Genomic DNA, 15,920 nt, shown 5'->3' with positions numbered 1-15,920 from the left:
CCATTCAACAGGAATGTTTTGAGCAAATGTGCTCAGATCGGTAAATGAACTTAGCTCGTTAATATCGAGCAATGACTGTTGAAGAGGCACAAAAAAATCCGGTATTCGATGAGGAATACCGGATTTTGTGAAAGTGCTTAGCTATTGGCAACTCTTAACCGAACAGCATTGCGCTATTGAGCGGGTTTTTTTGTGTGTGCAGGGAAGGTGGATTATCGCTTGTCGAAGACGCGTTTCGCTTTGCCTTCAGAACGTGGAATATCACCGGTTGCCACAATCTCGATCTTGGTGCTGATACCCACCACGGATTTGATGTGGTGTGACAGCTCTTTGCTGACCTTGTCTTGTGGGGCACTCTGCGCTTCAGGGGTCAGCTCTACCTTTACCAGCACCTTATCCAGGTTGCCTTCTTTGGTCACCACGATTTCGTAGTGAGGCGCCAGGGCAGGGATCTTCAGGATCTGTTCTTCGATCTGGGTCGGGAAGACGTTTACGCCGCGGATGATCAGCATGTCATCGGAACGACCGGTGATTTTGTCGATACGGCGCATCGGACGGGCAGTACCCGGCAACAGACGGGTCAGGTCACGGGTGCGGTAACGGATGATCGGCAGCGCTTCTTTGCTCAGAGAGGTGAAAACCAGCTCGCCATATTCACCATCCGGTAGTACTTCGCCGGTATTTGGATCGATGATCTCTGGGTAGAAGTGATCTTCCCAGATGGTTGGACCGTCTTTGGATTCGATACACTCCTGGGCTACACCCGGTCCCATCACTTCAGACAGACCGTAGATATCCAGGGCATCAATACCCAGGCGACCTTCCATATTCTTACGCATTTCGTCGGTCCACGGCTCAGCACCGAAGATGCCGATGCGCAGCGCCAGCTTCTGCGGATCAACGTTCTGACGTTCCATCTCGTCGATCAGGTTCAGCATGTAGGACGGCGTCACCATGATGATGTCCGGATCGAAATCCTGAATCAGCTGGACCTGTTTTTCGGTCTGACCACCGGACATTGGGATGACTGTACAACCCAGGCGTTCGGCCCCGTAATGTGCACCCAGGCCGCCGGTAAACAGGCCGTAACCGTAGGAAACATGTACTTTGTCACCGGAATGACCACCTGCAGCGCGGATGGAGCGAGCCACAACGTCAGCCCATACGTTGATATCGTTCTGGGTGTAACCCACAACGGTAGGCTTACCGGTGGTACCGGAAGATGCATGTACGCGCACAACCTCGTTCATCGGAACCGCGAATGAATTAAACGGGTAGGCATCGCGTAGATACGCTTTGGTGGTGAAAGGGAAGTTCTTCAGATCGTCCAGGCTTTTCAGCTCGAACGGGAGAACGCCTTTCTCATCACACAATTTCTTGTAAGCCGGCACGTTGTTGTATGCGTGGGCGATGCTCCACTGCATGCGGGTGAGCTGTAGCTCGCGCAGTTCATCGATGCTGGCGGTTTCAATCGGATCAAGCGCTCGGCGAGAGGAGTTATCGAATTGCATCGTTATAGTTGTCCTGTCTGGTTTGTTGTTGTCATGTCAGACTTTTTGTCAGAACACCCGTCTCTGCGGACGGCTTATCACTCGCAGTGTTGCTAAATTCCACTCTGGCAACGATTTTGAGTGTATTGCAAAGGGCAGCCCCTTTAATAGGGATCAGGGGCTGCCTTATGAGGTGTTGAAACCAATGCTTAAACGCGCTCAATGATGATCGCGATCCCCTGACCCACACCAATACACATGGTGCACAGAGCGTAACGACCACCGGTACGATGCAACTGGTACATCGCAGTAGTTACAAGGCGGGCACCGCTGGCACCCAACGGGTGACCGAGAGAGATGGCGCCGCCATTCGGGTTTACGTGGGCGGCATCATCCGGTAGACCCAGATCACGCATCACCGCCAGGCCCTGGGAGGCGAACGCTTCGTTCAGCTCGATCACGTCCATCTGCTCCAGGGTCAGGCCCGCTTTTTCCAGCACCTTCTTGGATGCCGGCGCCGGACCAAAGCCCATGATGCGTGGCTCAAGACCCGCGGTCGCCATTGCCACGATGCGGGCTTTTGGCGTCAGGCCGTTCTTTTCTGCGGCTTCTTTCGAAGCGATCAGCAGGGCGCAAGCACCGTCGTTCACGCCGGAGGCGTTACCCGCGGTGACGGAACCGCCTTCACGGAATGGGGTTTTCAGCTTGGCCAGGCCTTCCAAGGTGGTTGAGGCGCGGGGATGCTCGTCGGTGTCAACGATCAGGTCATCACCTTTACGCTGTGGGATAGTGACCGGGCAGATCTCTTCCTTAAACAGACCCGCTTCCATCGCGGCGGCGGTTTTCTGCTGACTGCGGAAGGCGAACAGGTCCTGGTCTTCGCGGGAGACGTTGAAGTCTTCCGCCACGTTTTCAGCGGTTTCCGGCATGGAGTCCACACCAAACTCCGCTTTCATCTTCTTGTTGATGAAACGCCAGCCGATGGTGGTGTCGTATAGACCGTTCGGGTTACGGGAGAAAGCTGATTCCGCTTTACCCATCACAAACGGGGCGCGGGACATGGATTCACAGCCACCGGCAATCATCAGCTCGGTTTCGCCGGACTTGATCGCACGCGCCGCCATACCGATGGCGTCCATACCGGAGCCACATAGGCGGTTGATGGTGGTGCCTGGAACAGAGGTTGGCAGACCCGCCAGCAGCGAGGACATACGCGCCACGTTACGGTTGTCTTCACCCGCCTGGTTGGCGTTGCCGTAGATCACGTCGTCGACAGAACCCCAGTCCACGTTTGGGTTGCGGTCCATTAGCGCTTTCAGGGGCACCGCACCCAGGTCATCAGCTCGAACACTGGAAAGACCACCGCCGTACCGGCCAAACGGGGTACGAATCGCGTCGCAGATGTAAGCATCTTTCATCAGAATCCCTCCTGTTACTCAGACTCAGGCAGCACGCTGCCTTTGATCTGATAAGACTTACCACGGAACAGGGCCAGCTCTTTGCCGTCCTGGTTGGTCACCGTGATGTCGTACACACCGGTGCGTCCACTGCGGGTACGTTCAACTGATTCAGCAGTCAAAACATCACCCTCGAAACCCGGTGCGGCGTATTCAATGTTGCAGCCGCTGGCAACTGTCACCTTATTGTAGGTGTTGCAGGAGTGGGCGAATGCGGTATCCGCCAGCGCAAAGATCATACCGCCGTGGCACATGTTGTGGCCGTTCAGCATATCTTTACGTACGGTCATGGTCAGACGGGCGTAACCCGGCTTAACCTCAACGATCTCCATGCCCAGTGCCTGTGCAGCATGGTCACGCTCGTGCATGGATGCGCTGCATGCTTCCGCCAGCTGCTGTGGTGTCAATTCAGCACTGCTCATATTACTTGCCTCCAGCAACCTTGCGGCGCAGCAGAGGTGATGCGCGATAACGGTCTTCGCCGTAGGCAGCGGCCAGATTATCCAACGTATTCAGAACGTTAGCCAGACCGATGTTGTTTGCCCAGGTGATTGGACCACACGGGTAGTTCACGCCACCCTGCATTGCGATGTCGACTGCTTCCTCATTACACACCTGCTGGTTCACGGCGTCAAAGCCTTCGTTTGCCAACATGCAGACAGTACGCATCACTGCCATACCCGGGATGTCGTCGATAATGCTGACGTTTTTGCCGATTGCCTGGAACAGACCGGTAGCAGCAACAACCGCGGCGTCGCTTGCCTGATCCGCAGGAGCCAGCGCCATGCGGCTTGCTTTAGCGTAGTCCAGCGCCAGATCAAACTGAAGCAGGTTCGGGTTGCTGGACTGCTGTGCACGCATAGTCGAGAACTGACCGTTGCTCAGTTTCAGCGTTGCTTCACCCACAACAATTGCGCCGTTACCTTCGGTACGGTTCACGTTGATGCCTGCTTCTTCAATCAGGGCAACCAGTGATTCCGCTACACCCAGGTCACCTTCAACGGTTACCTGAGTTGGTTTTGCTGCTTCTGCTGCATTAGCGGCGGTCGCTTTTTCAGCGCCTTCGCTGTAGTCGTAGAACCCTTTACCGGACTTGCGACCGAAGTGTCCAGCGTTAACCAGTTCCAGCTGAACCAGAGACGGCAGGAAGCGCTGATCCTGGTAGTAAGCGTCAAAGACAGAGCAGGTTACCGCGTAGTTAACATCGTGGCCGATCAGGTCGGTCAGCTCGAACGGCCCCATACGGAAGCCGCCGCACTCTTTCAGCAGGGCATCGATGGTGGCGATATCGGCACCGCCTTCCTGGTATACACGGAAACCTTCAGCGTAGAACGGACGTGCAACACGGTTAACAATGAAGCCCGGCGTGGATTTCGCCATTACCGGCTTCTTGCCCCAGGCTGCAGACAGCTCGAAGATCTCGTCTGCGATCGCTGGGTCAGTATCCAGGCCGCTGATCACTTCTACCAACTTCATGATTGGTGCGGGGTTGAAGAAGTGCATGCCAACCAGGTTCTGCGGGCGCTTCAGCTTGCTGCCGATGGCGGTTACAGAGATGGAGGAGGTGTTAGTGGCGATGATCACGTTTTCGCCACAGATGTCTTCCAGATCACCAAAGACCTGCTGTTTGATGTCCAGGCGCTCGACGATCGCTTCGATCACCAGGCCTGCTGGTGCCAGTGCCTGCAGAGAGTCGGCGATCTGGATGCGGCCGGTGAGGGCATCCACATCGTCTTGCGACATCTTGCCTCGCTCTACCAGACGGCCCAGGCCTTTGGCGATACCGTCCAGACCTTTCTGGGCAGCACCTTCCATTGCGTCGAACAGCAGTACCGGGTGGCCTGCTTTAGCGGCGACCTGAGCGATGCCTGCACCCATAGTGCCTGCACCGATTACGCCGATTACGGAGTTATTGTTGAGACGGCTCATTGTGTTTTTATGCCTCGCTATCGGCTGACCTATTACTGGCCTTTGAAGTTGGGTTGACGTTTTTCCATGAAGGCGGCTACCCCTTCACGGTAGTCTTCGGTGCGGCCTGCCAGCGTCTGCAGATCACGTTCCAGATCCAGCTGCTCGTCCATAGTGTTTGTGGACGCAGCGTTGATCGCGCGTTTGATCAGCGCCAGACCTTTGGTTGGCTGAGTCGCCAGATGCTTCGCCATTGCCAGCGCTTCGTCTTTCAGCGCTTCGTCGTCAACCGCTTTCCAGATCATGCCCCAGTTCTCTGCCTGTTCAGCAGAAACCTTGTCGCCCAGCATCGCCAGACCCATTGCGCGGGCACGACCCACCAGGTTAGGCAGGCTCCAAGTGCCGCCACAATCCGGTACCAGGCCGATTTTGCAGAATGCCTGGATGAAGGATGCCGATTTCGCGGCCAGTACGATGTCGCAGGCGAATGCGATGTTGGCGCCTGCGCCTGCAGCTACACCGTTGACGGCACAGATAACCGGCATTTCCAGACCCATCAGGGTACGGATCAGCGGGCTGTAGTTCTTCTCGATAGACTCGCCGAGGTTTGGTGCTTCGGAGCCTGGAGCAACGTTACGATCGCTCAGGTCCTGGCCTGCACAGAAGCCACGGCCGTTACCGGTCAGCACCAGGCAGCGAACAGATTTGTCCTTCTTCACAGTTTTCAACGCTTCACGTACTTCTGCGTGCATGTCGGTGTTGAAGCTGTTCAGGCTCTTTGGGCGGTTCAGAGTCAGGACTGCAACGCCTTCGGTGATTTCGAATTCGATGTTTTCGTAAGCCATGTTGTTATTTTCCCGTGAAGTTGGGTTTACGTTTTTCCATGAAGGCCGCGATACCTTCGTTACGGTCTTCAGTGGCCGCCAGCATAGTGAATGCCTTGCGTTCCAGGTTCAGGCCACTGTCGAGGGTTGTTTCGTAGGACTTGAGAATCGCTTCTTTCGCCAGACGCACCGCAATCGGTGGTTTGGTGGCGATCTTCTCAGCCAGCTGGCGAGCACGTTCGATGGTGCGCTCAGGGATTACCACTTCGCTGACCAGATTGAAGTCGCGTGCCTGGGCCGCAGAAATAAACTCGCCGGACAGTACCAGCTGCATCGCCATGGATTTGCCAATGGTGCGCACCAGACGCTGGGTGCCGCCTGCACCAGGGATGATGCCGAGGTTGAGTTCCGGCTGGCCGCACTGCGCGTTGTCGCCGGCGATCACAATGTCACAGTGCATCATCAGCTCGCAGCCGCCGCCTAGGCAGAAACCGTTTACTGCCGCCACTAGCGGTTTAGGGAATGCGGCGATGCGGCGCCAGTATGTTGGACGTGGGTCGTTCATTACGCCCACTGCGTCCAAGGCTGCCATCTCTTTGATGTCGGCGCCTGCTGCAAAGACTTTTTCGCCACCGGTTACCAGAATGGTTTTGACGTCGTCATTCTGAGCGGCGGCATCCAGTACCTCAGCCATCTCGCGCAGCAGGTTGGTGCGCAGGGCGTTGTATGCTTCAGGGCGGTTTAGGGTAATAGTCAGAACGCCTTTGTTAACGTCTGAAACGATGATGTCCTGTAAATCTTGCATGAGTTTGCAAAAGCTCCGGCTTGTGAACAGGTAGAAAGAGTAAAGTCCCGGTCAGGTACTGGTTCGAGATGAACAGCACCCGAAGTAGGGGATTAATCAATCGCACTTAAAACAGATGTTTGCCACTTTATGCCAACAACGATAGTCGGTTTTGTCACCTATTGTTGGCGTATCCTCATCATATTGGAGGATCTGGCCGGTTGGCCCTGACAATGGCATCGTTTCTGCATTTGCGACCGATTATCAGTTTGGCTACAGGTTAACCTAAAAGCAAAAAGGGATACAAGAAAAAAGCAAGTAAATTGCTTTTCGTATCACAATGTTTGGTGTATCTTTCGTACTATTAAGGTAGCGCTAGTTCCGTGCCTGAATGAGATGTCGGACTGCTGTAGGTCATGCCAACGGCTGGTCTAACGTTTTTGACAGAGGCGGGACGCGCGAAACTGAAGACGAAGTGATTTGGCTTCGTCCTGACGGTTCGGTGCAACGATCTATTCTTAAGTGATGCTTGTTTTGAGTATTGCTGCGGGCGCAAGTTCGGCGTCGCACATTAAGAGATAGTCGCTGCATATAAAGAATAAATAGAGTAGCCATTCCATCATCAACACCGAAGATTCATATCAAAAGATATTGATGACGGTAATAAGCGGGGAGCCCCATGAGCCAGAACCTGTTTGAGAAACACCAGGACACCCTGAAGGGTGCGTTGAACGCAATCCACCAGCGCGACTACTTCAGTCCTTACCCGGAAAACCCAAGCCCGCGTAAGTACGGTGAGACTGCTAACAAAGACGGCGAAGAAGCCTTCAAAGCTTATATCGGTCAGTCTTTTGAGCTGGATATGCCAGGTATCACAGGTGAAGCGGGCAGCGAAAAATCACCTTACGGCTTCGATCTGAACGTAAAGTACCCGCTGGTTGATCTGGATGTGCTGCTGCCAGCAATGAAAGACGCGCAGAAAGCATGGCGTGACGTTGGCGTAGAAGGCCGCGTAGGTATCTGTCTGGAGATCTTGGAGCGAATCAACAAGCGCAGCTTTGAGATCGGTTACTCCGTAATGCACACCTCCGGCCAGGGCTTCATGATGGCGTTCCAGGCGGGTGGTCCTCACGCGCAGGATCGTGGTCTGGAAGCGGTAGCTTACGCATACGAAGCAATGACCTCTGCGCCAGGTACTGCAACCTGGACTAAGCCTCAGGGTAAACACGATCCGTTGGTGATGGATAAGAAATTCACCGTTGTTGGCCGTGGTGTTGGTCTGGTGATCGGTTGCTCCACTTTCCCAACCTGGAACACCTACCCAGGTCTGTTCGCATCTCTGGTAACCGGCAACCCGGTTGTGGTTAAGCCACACCCAGCAGGTATCCTGCCGGCAGCGATCTCTATCAAGATTGCACAGGAAGTATTGGTTGAGAACGGCCTGCCAGCACACATCGTATCCATGGTGATCGATGAAGATGCAGCGAAACCTTGCACTATGGATCTGGCACAGCGTGAAGAAGTGCGCCTGATCGACTTTACCGGTAACACCTGGTTTGGTGACTGGTTGGAAAACAACTGCCCTCAGGCACAGGTTTACACCGAGAAAGCGGGTGTAAACACCATCATCATCGACTCTACCGATGACTTCAAAGGGATGATCCGCAACCTGTCATTCACGCTGAGCCTGTACTCCGGCCAGATGTGTACCACGCCGCAGGATATCTTCGTACCAGCAGGCGGTATCGAAACCGATCTGGGGCACAAGTCCTTCGATGAAGTGGCAGAAGCGATCTCTACTGGCGTAACCAAGTTCCTGTCCGATCCAGAGCGTGCGGCGATGGTGCTGGGTGCGATCCAGGCAGAAGTGACTGCACAGCGTATCGACGAGAGCCGTGGTCTGGGTGAAGTGATCCGTGATTCTGAGGCGATGGAAAACCCATGGTTCAAAGATGCACGCGTTCACAGCCCATTGATCATGAAGATCGACGCGGACAAAGAAGAGACCTACATGAAGGAGCTGTTCGGTCCGATCTCCTTCGTTATCAAAACCGAAAGCAGCGAGCAGAGCATCGCGCTGGCGAACAAAGCGGTTAAAGAGCACGGTGCAATCACCATGGGCTGCTACTCTTCTAGCGACGATGTACTGGATGCGATCGAAGAAGCGGCGCTGGATGCCGGTGTAGCATTGTCCTGCAACCTGACCGGCGGCGTGTTTGTGAACCAGAGTGCTGCGTTCTCCGACTTCCACGCAACAGGTTGCAACCCGGCTGCAAACGCATGTCTGTCTGACCTGGCATATGTAGCGAACCGCTTCCGCGTTGTTCAGAGCCGTCGTCACCCTAAGTAATTGGGTCACGTTGATCGACAAGCTGTAACTGTTCGGGGCGATTTATTCGCCCCGATTTATAAGAAAAAGATAAAGGATCAAACCATGAGCTACGAATGTATTCTGGTTGATATCAAAGACGGGGTCGGCACCATTACCCTGAACCGCCCGAAGGCGATGAATGCACTGAATGTGACCCTGACCCGTGAAGTAGGTGAGGCGGTTGACGCGCTGGAAGCGGACGAAGCTGTAGGCTGTATCGTAATCACCGGTGGTGACCAGGTGTTTGCAGCCGGTGCAGATATCAAAGAGATGAAGGATCAGACCTTTATCGATCTGTACCAGAAAGATTTTCCATACATCCAGCGTGATTGCTGGCGTGCGATTGATGAAGCGCGTAAGCCGGTTATTGCCGCGGTAGCAGGTTTTGCCCTGGGTGGTGGCTGCGAGATGGTAATGGCGTGTGATTTCATCATCGCTGCCGATAGTGCGAAATTCGGTCAGCCGGAGATCGGTATCGGCACTATGCCGGGTGCGGGCGGTACTCAGCGCCTGACCAAGGCGGTGGGCAAAGCTAAGGCGATGGAGATGTGTCTGAGCGGCCGTATGATGGATGCAGAAGAAGCAGAACGCTCCGGCCTGGTGGCGCGTATCGTCCCTGCAGAAGAGCTGGCGGAAGCGGCATTCAAAACCGCACGCAAGATTGCGTCCAACTCCCGTCCTGCTGTTGCGTACATCAAAGAGTCCGTAAATATGGCGGTGGATGCCAACCTGCGTGACGGCCTGCGTTTTGAGCGCCGCGCCTTTGAAGCGACTTTTGCATTCGAAGATTGTAAAGAGGGTATGGCGGCATTTGCCGAGAAACGTAAGCCGGAATTTAAACACCGATAAACGTTTTTCGTTATGCTATCGCCGTCATATGCTGGAAGGTATATGGCGGCGTTTTTGTTTTCTAAGGACTGGATCGGGCAGTGCATGGTGCGTTTGTTAGGTATCGCGCTGCATGAGAAATGTAAGGCAACATTATGAAATTAAAAGATAAAAAGGTTTGGATTACCGGTGCAAGCAGTGGCATCGGTGCCGCGACTGCGCGCCTGCTGGCAGGTGAGGGTGCGCACGTTGTGCTGTCTGCGCGTCGTCAGGAAAAGCTGGAAGCGCTGTCTGAAGAGATCCGTCACGGCGGTGGTAGCTGTGAGATCGCAGTAGTTGATGTATCCGATCGTGCAGGGATGGAAACGCTGGGTCAGCGGCTGGCCGAGAAGGGTGGTATCGATATCCTGATCAATAACGCTGGCACCATGCCAATCAGCCCGATTCTGTCCGGTCGCGTGGATGAGTGGGATCGCATGATCGACGTGAACATCAAAGGTGTGTTGTACGCGATCAACGCTGTGTATCCGGGTATGGCTGAGCGCAAAGACGGTCATATTGTTAATATCAGCTCCGTTGCAGCGCGACTGACCTATCAGAGCGCAGGGGTATACGGCGGTACCAAACATGCGGTACGCGCGATCTCTGATACCCTGCGTAAAGAAGCGATCCGCTTTGGTGTGCGTGTGACCGATATTCAACCGGGCTCGGTGGATACGGAACTGCCGGACAGCATTGCGCATGAGAAAATTCGCAGTGCTGTAAAAGATAATATGTACGCCGAAGACAGCCCAATTCTGAAGCCGGAAGATATCGCCAACGGTATTCTCTATGCGATCACCCAGCCGCCGTATGTGGATGTGAGTGAGCTGCTGATCCGTCCGGTGATTCAGGAAAACTGATCTCTCGCTTATCATGCCAGGCCAGGCCGCTCTGGTATGGCGTGCTTTTCACGTGTACTTGTCCCGCACGCCACTGGTTCTTCTGTCATATCTTTACAGGCATAATGCGCCCTTGGGTTGGCTTTAACAGAAACCAGCCAAATCTCTCCGTTATGCTTAAACTTAGGAGTAGCACTTTGTACAAGTTACTGATTTTCGATTGGGATGGAACCGTTATCGATTCTGCAGCACGTATCGTATCCAGTATGCAGGCCGCCGCTCGCGACTTGGATCTGGGTGAACTGACCGATGAAGCCGTTCGTAACATCATTGGCTTGGGTCTGCCGGAAGCGATTCGTGAACTTATTCCGATGGTAACTGACGAAGAGATACAGGCGATGCGTGAACGCTATGGTCATTACTATCTCGGTGCGGATGATACACCGACGCATCTGTTCCCAGGTGCGCAGCACAGTTTGGACCGTATGCACAATAAAGGTATCCGGATGGCGGTTGCGACGGGGAAAAGTCGTAAAGGCCTGGATCGAGTGTTTGCTGAGACAGGTCTCGCTTACGTATTTGAAACATCTCGCTGTGCCGACGAAACTACATCCAAGCCAGATCCTCATATGCTTGAGGAGATTCTGGCTGAGACCGGGGTAAAGGCCTCGGAAGCGCTGATGATCGGCGACACCGAGTATGACCTGGAGATGGGGCGTCGCGCCGGTATGGATGTGATCGCCGTCAGCTACGGTGCACATCATCTGGATCGCCTGATGAAGTATGATCCAGTTCTGGTGGTACACAACTTCCCGGAACTGGAAGCTTGGATTGAAAGCAGATACACATTGGAGGAAACCGTCTAATTATGTCAGACAATCACTGGGACGAACGAAATAAAGCGGATCATCCGGCTGCCGAAGCGCTGGATAATGTGCGCACAAAACAGGAGGGCAAGGAGTGGCGCCTGCTGGAGCGACTGGTTGATGGATTATATGTTGAACAGCGACGTTCCCGTCGTTGGGGGATTTTGTTCAAGTCGCTGACGTTCCTGTACCTGTTTGCACTGTTGGGCGTTGGTATTTTTGGTGGCTTCTCCTCGGAGAGTGAGCCAGCTGTTGAGGAGCACACCGCGGTCATTAACATCCAGGGACCGATCTCTTCCAGCGAAGAAGCCAGTGCCGACAAGATTGTGGGGGCAATGCGCGAGGCGTTTGAAGCCGAAAATTCCAAAGCAGTTGTTTTGCGCATCAACAGCCCGGGTGGTAGCCCTGTTCAGTCAGGTTATATCTACGATGAAGTGAAGCGGCTGCGCGCTTTATACCCTGAGAAGAAGGCTTATGCCGTTATTGTGGATATAGGCGCATCGGGCGCGTATTACATTGCAGCCGCTGCTGACGAGATTTACGCGGACAAGGCGAGCCTTGTGGGCTCAATTGGTGTTGTCGCGGGTGGTTTTGGTTTTGTTGATCTGATGGAGAAAGTGGGTGTGGAGCGTCGTCTGTACACTGCAGGCGAACATAAAGCGCTGCTTGATCCATTTAGCCCTCAGAACGACAACGAAACGCGGTTGTGGCAGCAGGTACTGGACACCACGCATCGCCAGTTTATTGAACAGGTTAAGAAAGGACGCGGTGATCGCCTGAAAGATGATGAGCAGCTCTTTACTGGTCTCGTTTGGTCGGGTGAACAGGCACTGGAACTGGGTCTGTTGGATGGCTTGGGAAGCACCAGCTATGTAGCCCGTGAACTGGTCGGTGTTGAAGAGATTGTAGACTACACCTCACAGCCGGATGTTTGGCAGAAGGTACTTGATCGCTTCAGTGTTACGTTTGCCAAAACGATTGCGACTGAGATGGGGTTGAATGGAAATACTCTGCAGCTGAAGTGATATCGACATCGTTATACCAACTTCTAAAAGGAGAGCCTTCGCTCTCCTTTTTTTGTTTTCGAGTGCTTGGTAGTGTCAGACGTTGGAGGTATCGTCCCATATTCGGGTATTTAAGTCTCAGATCTGCTTATTTATCCTGAAATTGCGATCTTTATACTGTCTTGTTGAATCTACGCGATCGAGAATTCAGTTGTATAGGTAACGCAAATGACGAGCAGAGAACAGGGTGTTTCAACCGCATCTCCGGTAACGGTGGTGATTTCCCGTCGGGTGAAAAAGGGGTGTGAAGATGCTTTTGAGCATCTTAGTAGCAAGATGACCGAAGCAGCGGCACCTTTCCCCGGCTATATGGGCACGAACATGTTTCGTCCATCGACTGACGCTGACCCTGAATACCGAATCATCTTTAAATTTCGCTCTCAGGAGGATCTGCAGAACTGGCAGGATTCACCAGAGCGTGCGGAATGGCTGAAAGGGATTGAGTGTTTGTTGGAAGCACCCAGCCAGATTGAAGTGACATCCGGACTGGTCACCTGGTTCTCGATGCCCGGACAGAACCCGGTACAGCCGCCACCAAAATATAAAATGACATTTGTAAGCTGGCTGGCGCTGTGTCCGATGGTTACGCTGATTTTCTGGTTGTTTGGCGATCTGCTTGCGCAGCTGCCGCTGGTGCCGCGCTCGATATTGGTAACTGCGGTGGTGATGGTGTTGATGAGTTATGTATTGATGCCGCGCTTCAGTCGTTGGTTTGCGTTTTGGTTATTCCCAAAAGAGAAGCGCGACATTCGGTAGGCGCTGTTTGGTAAGCAGCAACAGAATTAAAGAACCGGGAAGTTCTCATTCTCCAGCATTCTAATCAGGCGGATCAGGGGCATGCCAATTAGGGTGTTGGGGTCATCACCTTCAAGTTTCTCGAACAGGGCGATACCCATGCCTTCCGACTTAAAGCTGCCAGCACAGTTGTAAGGCTGCTCTGCCTGCAGGTAGTTCTCAATCATTGTGTCGTTGAGTTCACGAAAGTGAACCGAGAAAGGCACCACTTCGCTCTGGGTGTTTCCGGTTATGCTGTTGTGAAGTGCCAGGCCGGTATAAAATGTTACGGCATTGCCCGAAGCTGATTTAAGTTGCTGTACCGCTTTTTCGTGCGTGTGAGGTTTGCCAACAATATTTCCGTTAATGACGGCAACCTGATCCGATCCGATAATCAGTGCGTCCGGATATGTTTCTGCCACTGCCTGTGCTTTAGCAATTGCCAAGCGCTCAACAAGTTGATTCGCTTGTTCGTTATTGAGAGGGCTTTCGTCGATATTTGGCGAATGGCATTCATAATCCAAATTCAACTTATCAAGGATTTGGCGTCTGAACGGGGAGCTGGATGCTAAAACAAGGGTCGGCATGGATGGATGTGGGCCTTTAAGATAACAAAGTGTAAGCGGATTAGAATATTAACCGTTTTATCCTACATTTAAAGCACTTAAGGCTTTGACAGACGGGCTTTTCGCCCCTAGAATTGCGCGCTTATGTCGTACCGACCATTACCAAAAAAAGTTGACCCGCGTAAGCTTGCTGAGCGGGGCGTGCGAATCGAAGGTTTGATTACGCCGAAAGACCTGCCTAGGTTACAAACTCTTCTCTGCAGTGATGAGGGGGAGTTGAAGGTAAGTCTGGATTTTGACGTAGACGAACAGCGGTTCCGCACTATACAGGGCAGTGCAGAAGGCAATGTCTATATGACGTGCCAGCGTTGTCTCGAACCGGTCGAAGTTGCCGCAGAGGCCACTGTTAACCTTGCCGTTACTTTAAACGAAGATCAGGTTAAGCAGTTACCACGGGTCTATGACCCACTTCTTCTGGAAGAAGAAGAGGTAGAGTTGGCCAGCATGATAGAAGAGGAGCTGATTCTCAGCTTGCCTCCGTTTGCTTATCATGATGATTGCAGCGTGCAGACTTCATTTGGTGAAGAAGAGACGACGCAAAGCACCGATAAACCGAATCCATTTAGCGTATTGGCCGAATTAAAGGCCAATAACAGTAAGAAGCCGAACTAGGAGCTATTGAATCATGGCAGTTCAGAAGAGCAAAAAGTCCCGTTCTATGCGCGGTATGCGTCGTTCCCACGATGCACTGAGCGGACCAACTCTGTCTGTTGACGCAACTACTGGTGAAACTCACCGTCGTCACCACGTATCAGCAGACGGTTTTTACCGTGGTCAGCAGGTAGTAAACAAGCAGGGCGACGAATAAGCTTGTCACGCTATTACACCATCGCAGTTGATGCGATGGGCGGGGACTTCGGTCCCCGCGTTACTGTTCCCTCCAGCATACAGGCGCTTAGCCGTCATCCTCGCCTGACGATCCAGCTTTTTGGTCATCAGGACGAAATCCATTCCCATATTCGCAAGATCAAACCCGAAGTCGCTAACCGATTAGATGTCATTCACACCGAAGAAGTGATCGGCATGGATGTAAAGCCGTCTATGGCGCTGCGTCATGGCAAAGGCTCGTCTATGCATCTGGCGCTTAAGCAGGTGTCGGAAGAGCAGGCTGATGCGTGTGTCAGTGCAGGCAATACCGGTGCGCTGATGGTGTTGGGGCGTTTTGTACTCAAAACGCTGCCAGGTATTGATCGTCCCGCTATCATTTCTGCGGTGCCTACGCTATCAGGTCATTCCTATATGCTTGATCTCGGTGCCAATGTTGATTGTGCCGCTGAGCATCTGCTGCAGTTCGCGATTATGGGTTCTGTAATGACCCAGGCGGTTGATCAGATCGAAGCGCCAACTGTGGGATTGCTGAATGTGGGGCAGGAAGAGATAAAAGGAAACGAGCAGGTAAAGCTCGCATCCAGATTGATCTCTGAGCACGGGGAACTAAATTACATTGGCTATATCGAAGGCGATGATATTTTTCGAGGTCGTGCCGATGTGGTCGTGTGTGATGGTTTTGTGGGGAATATTGCCCTGAAGGGCAGTGAAGGGTTGGCAAACCTGATTCGTCACAAAGTGCGCGCAAGTTTTCGTAAAGGTATCTACCGTCGATTTTTAGGGTTGCTGGCAGGTCCCGTGCTTGCTGAGCTGAATCGGCAGATGGATCCATCGCGCCGTAATGGTGCCAGCTTGCTGGGACTGCAGGGCATCGTAGTAAAAAGCCACGGTGGTGCGAATAAAAAATGCTTTGGATATGCGCTGGATCAGGCGGTTGCCGAAATTGAGATGGATCTGCCAAGTCGCATTAGGTGTCACGTTGAGAATCAGCTAACCTGATCCTCCAGTGCGGCTGTTTTATTTGTTTGTGAATACTGTACACTACGGCAGATTCGACCTTCACATCAGGTTAATTTATTGGAGTTAAAGAGGAAACCATGTCTCAGTCTCTAGCTTTTGTTTTTCCCGGACAGGGTTCCCAGGCGGTTGGTATGCTGGCAGAGCTGGCTGAAGCCAATCCGGTAATTAAATCGACTTTTGCTGAAGCATCCGAAGTGCT

16 protein-coding genes and 1 pseudogene are annotated in these 15,920 nt (G+C 53.1%); 10 read left to right on the top strand and 7 right to left on the bottom strand.

The features are described from left to right. Nucleotides 1-212: 212 nt before the first annotated feature. From paaK to paaF, 6 genes are all read right to left on the bottom strand, one after another. Nucleotides 213-1,511: a phenylacetate--CoA ligase PaaK gene (paaK, locus tag ACEQ15_RS03485; protein WP_370277649.1), complete on the bottom strand. Its 1,299-nt coding sequence runs from the start codon at nt 1,509-1,511 to the stop codon at nt 213-215. Between the two features lie 188 nt (nt 1,512-1,699). Continuing rightward, complete coding sequence (pcaF, locus tag ACEQ15_RS03480; RefSeq protein ID WP_370277647.1) at nt 1,700-2,908, bottom strand: 3-oxoadipyl-CoA thiolase; 1,209 nt, start codon at nt 2,906-2,908, stop codon at nt 1,700-1,702. Nucleotides 2,909-2,922: 14 nt separating this feature from the next. Further along, entirely contained in the window at nt 2,923-3,369 is a 447-nt protein-coding gene (gene paaI / locus ACEQ15_RS03475; protein ID WP_370277646.1) for a hydroxyphenylacetyl-CoA thioesterase PaaI, read from the bottom strand. 1 nt (nt 3,370) lies between these two features. Next, on the bottom strand, nt 3,371-4,876 hold the full coding sequence (gene paaH, locus ACEQ15_RS03470; protein ID WP_370277645.1) for a 3-hydroxyacyl-CoA dehydrogenase PaaH: 1,506 nt from the start codon (nt 4,874-4,876) through the stop codon (nt 3,371-3,373). Between the two features lie 32 nt (nt 4,877-4,908). Next, entirely contained in the window at nt 4,909-5,700 is a 792-nt protein-coding gene (paaG, locus tag ACEQ15_RS03465; protein ID WP_370277644.1) for a 2-(1,2-epoxy-1,2-dihydrophenyl)acetyl-CoA isomerase PaaG, read from the bottom strand. 4 nt (nt 5,701-5,704) lie between these two features. Continuing rightward, nucleotides 5,705-6,484 (bottom strand): 2,3-dehydroadipyl-CoA hydratase PaaF, encoded by a 780-nt coding sequence (gene paaF / locus ACEQ15_RS03460; protein WP_370277643.1) that lies wholly within the window; start codon nt 6,482-6,484, stop codon nt 5,705-5,707. A 658-nt stretch (nt 6,485-7,142) separates the two neighbouring features. Here paaF and paaN point away from each other — a divergent pair. The 6 genes from paaN to ACEQ15_RS03430 all read left to right on the top strand — a co-directional run bounded on the left by paaN (nt 7,143) and on the right by ACEQ15_RS03430 (nt 13,229). Next, complete coding sequence (paaN, locus tag ACEQ15_RS03455; protein ID WP_370277642.1) at nt 7,143-8,813, top strand: phenylacetic acid degradation protein PaaN; 1,671 nt, start codon at nt 7,143-7,145, stop codon at nt 8,811-8,813. A gap of 84 nt (nt 8,814-8,897) precedes the next feature. Continuing rightward, a complete protein-coding gene (locus ACEQ15_RS03450; RefSeq protein WP_370277641.1) occupies nt 8,898-9,683 on the top strand; it encodes an enoyl-CoA hydratase-related protein in 786 nt (261 codons plus the stop codon). A gap of 134 nt (nt 9,684-9,817) precedes the next feature. Continuing rightward, entirely contained in the window at nt 9,818-10,564 is a 747-nt protein-coding gene (locus tag ACEQ15_RS03445; RefSeq protein ID WP_370277640.1) for an SDR family oxidoreductase, read from the top strand. Between the two features lie 176 nt (nt 10,565-10,740). Next, a complete protein-coding gene (locus tag ACEQ15_RS03440; RefSeq protein ID WP_370277639.1) occupies nt 10,741-11,409 on the top strand; it encodes an HAD family hydrolase in 669 nt (222 codons plus the stop codon). Nucleotides 11,410-11,411: 2 nt separating this feature from the next. Further along, on the top strand, nt 11,412-12,434 hold the full coding sequence (locus ACEQ15_RS03435; protein ID WP_370277637.1) for a S49 family peptidase: 1,023 nt from the start codon (nt 11,412-11,414) through the stop codon (nt 12,432-12,434). A gap of 207 nt (nt 12,435-12,641) precedes the next feature. Continuing rightward, nucleotides 12,642-13,229, top strand: a complete 588-nt coding sequence (locus tag ACEQ15_RS03430) for an antibiotic biosynthesis monooxygenase (protein WP_370277636.1) — start codon at nt 12,642-12,644, stop codon at nt 13,227-13,229. 26 nt (nt 13,230-13,255) lie between these two features. On the opposite strand, the gene ACEQ15_RS03425 is transcribed toward ACEQ15_RS03430, so the two are convergent. Beyond that, complete coding sequence (locus tag ACEQ15_RS03425; protein WP_370277635.1) at nt 13,256-13,834, bottom strand: nucleoside triphosphate pyrophosphatase; 579 nt, start codon at nt 13,832-13,834, stop codon at nt 13,256-13,258. Between the two features lie 123 nt (nt 13,835-13,957). Here ACEQ15_RS03425 and ACEQ15_RS03420 point away from each other — a divergent pair, with 123 nt between their 5' ends. From ACEQ15_RS03420 to ACEQ15_RS03405, 4 genes and pseudogenes are all read left to right on the top strand, one after another. Then, nucleotides 13,958-14,485, top strand: a complete 528-nt coding sequence (locus ACEQ15_RS03420) for a YceD family protein (RefSeq protein WP_370277634.1) — start codon at nt 13,958-13,960, stop codon at nt 14,483-14,485. 13 nt (nt 14,486-14,498) lie between these two features. Next, a complete protein-coding gene (gene rpmF / locus ACEQ15_RS03415) occupies nt 14,499-14,681 on the top strand; it encodes a 50S ribosomal protein L32 (protein ID WP_282355333.1) in 183 nt (60 codons plus the stop codon). A 2-nt stretch (nt 14,682-14,683) separates the two neighbouring features. Further along, on the top strand, nt 14,684-15,700 hold the full coding sequence (gene plsX / locus ACEQ15_RS03410; RefSeq protein ID WP_370277633.1) for a phosphate acyltransferase PlsX: 1,017 nt from the start codon (nt 14,684-14,686) through the stop codon (nt 15,698-15,700). 98 nt (nt 15,701-15,798) lie between these two features. Continuing rightward, nucleotides 15,799-15,920 (top strand): annotated as a pseudogene (locus ACEQ15_RS03405) (malonyl CoA-acyl carrier protein transacylase); the annotation flags it as partial.

It is taken from the genome of Pontibacterium sp. (assembly GCF_964228735.1).
GTDB lineage: Bacteria > Pseudomonadota > Gammaproteobacteria > Pseudomonadales > Balneatricaceae > Pontibacterium.
Note: the sequence above shows the minus strand (reverse complement) of the source record. Positions and strands in the feature narration are given on the sequence as shown.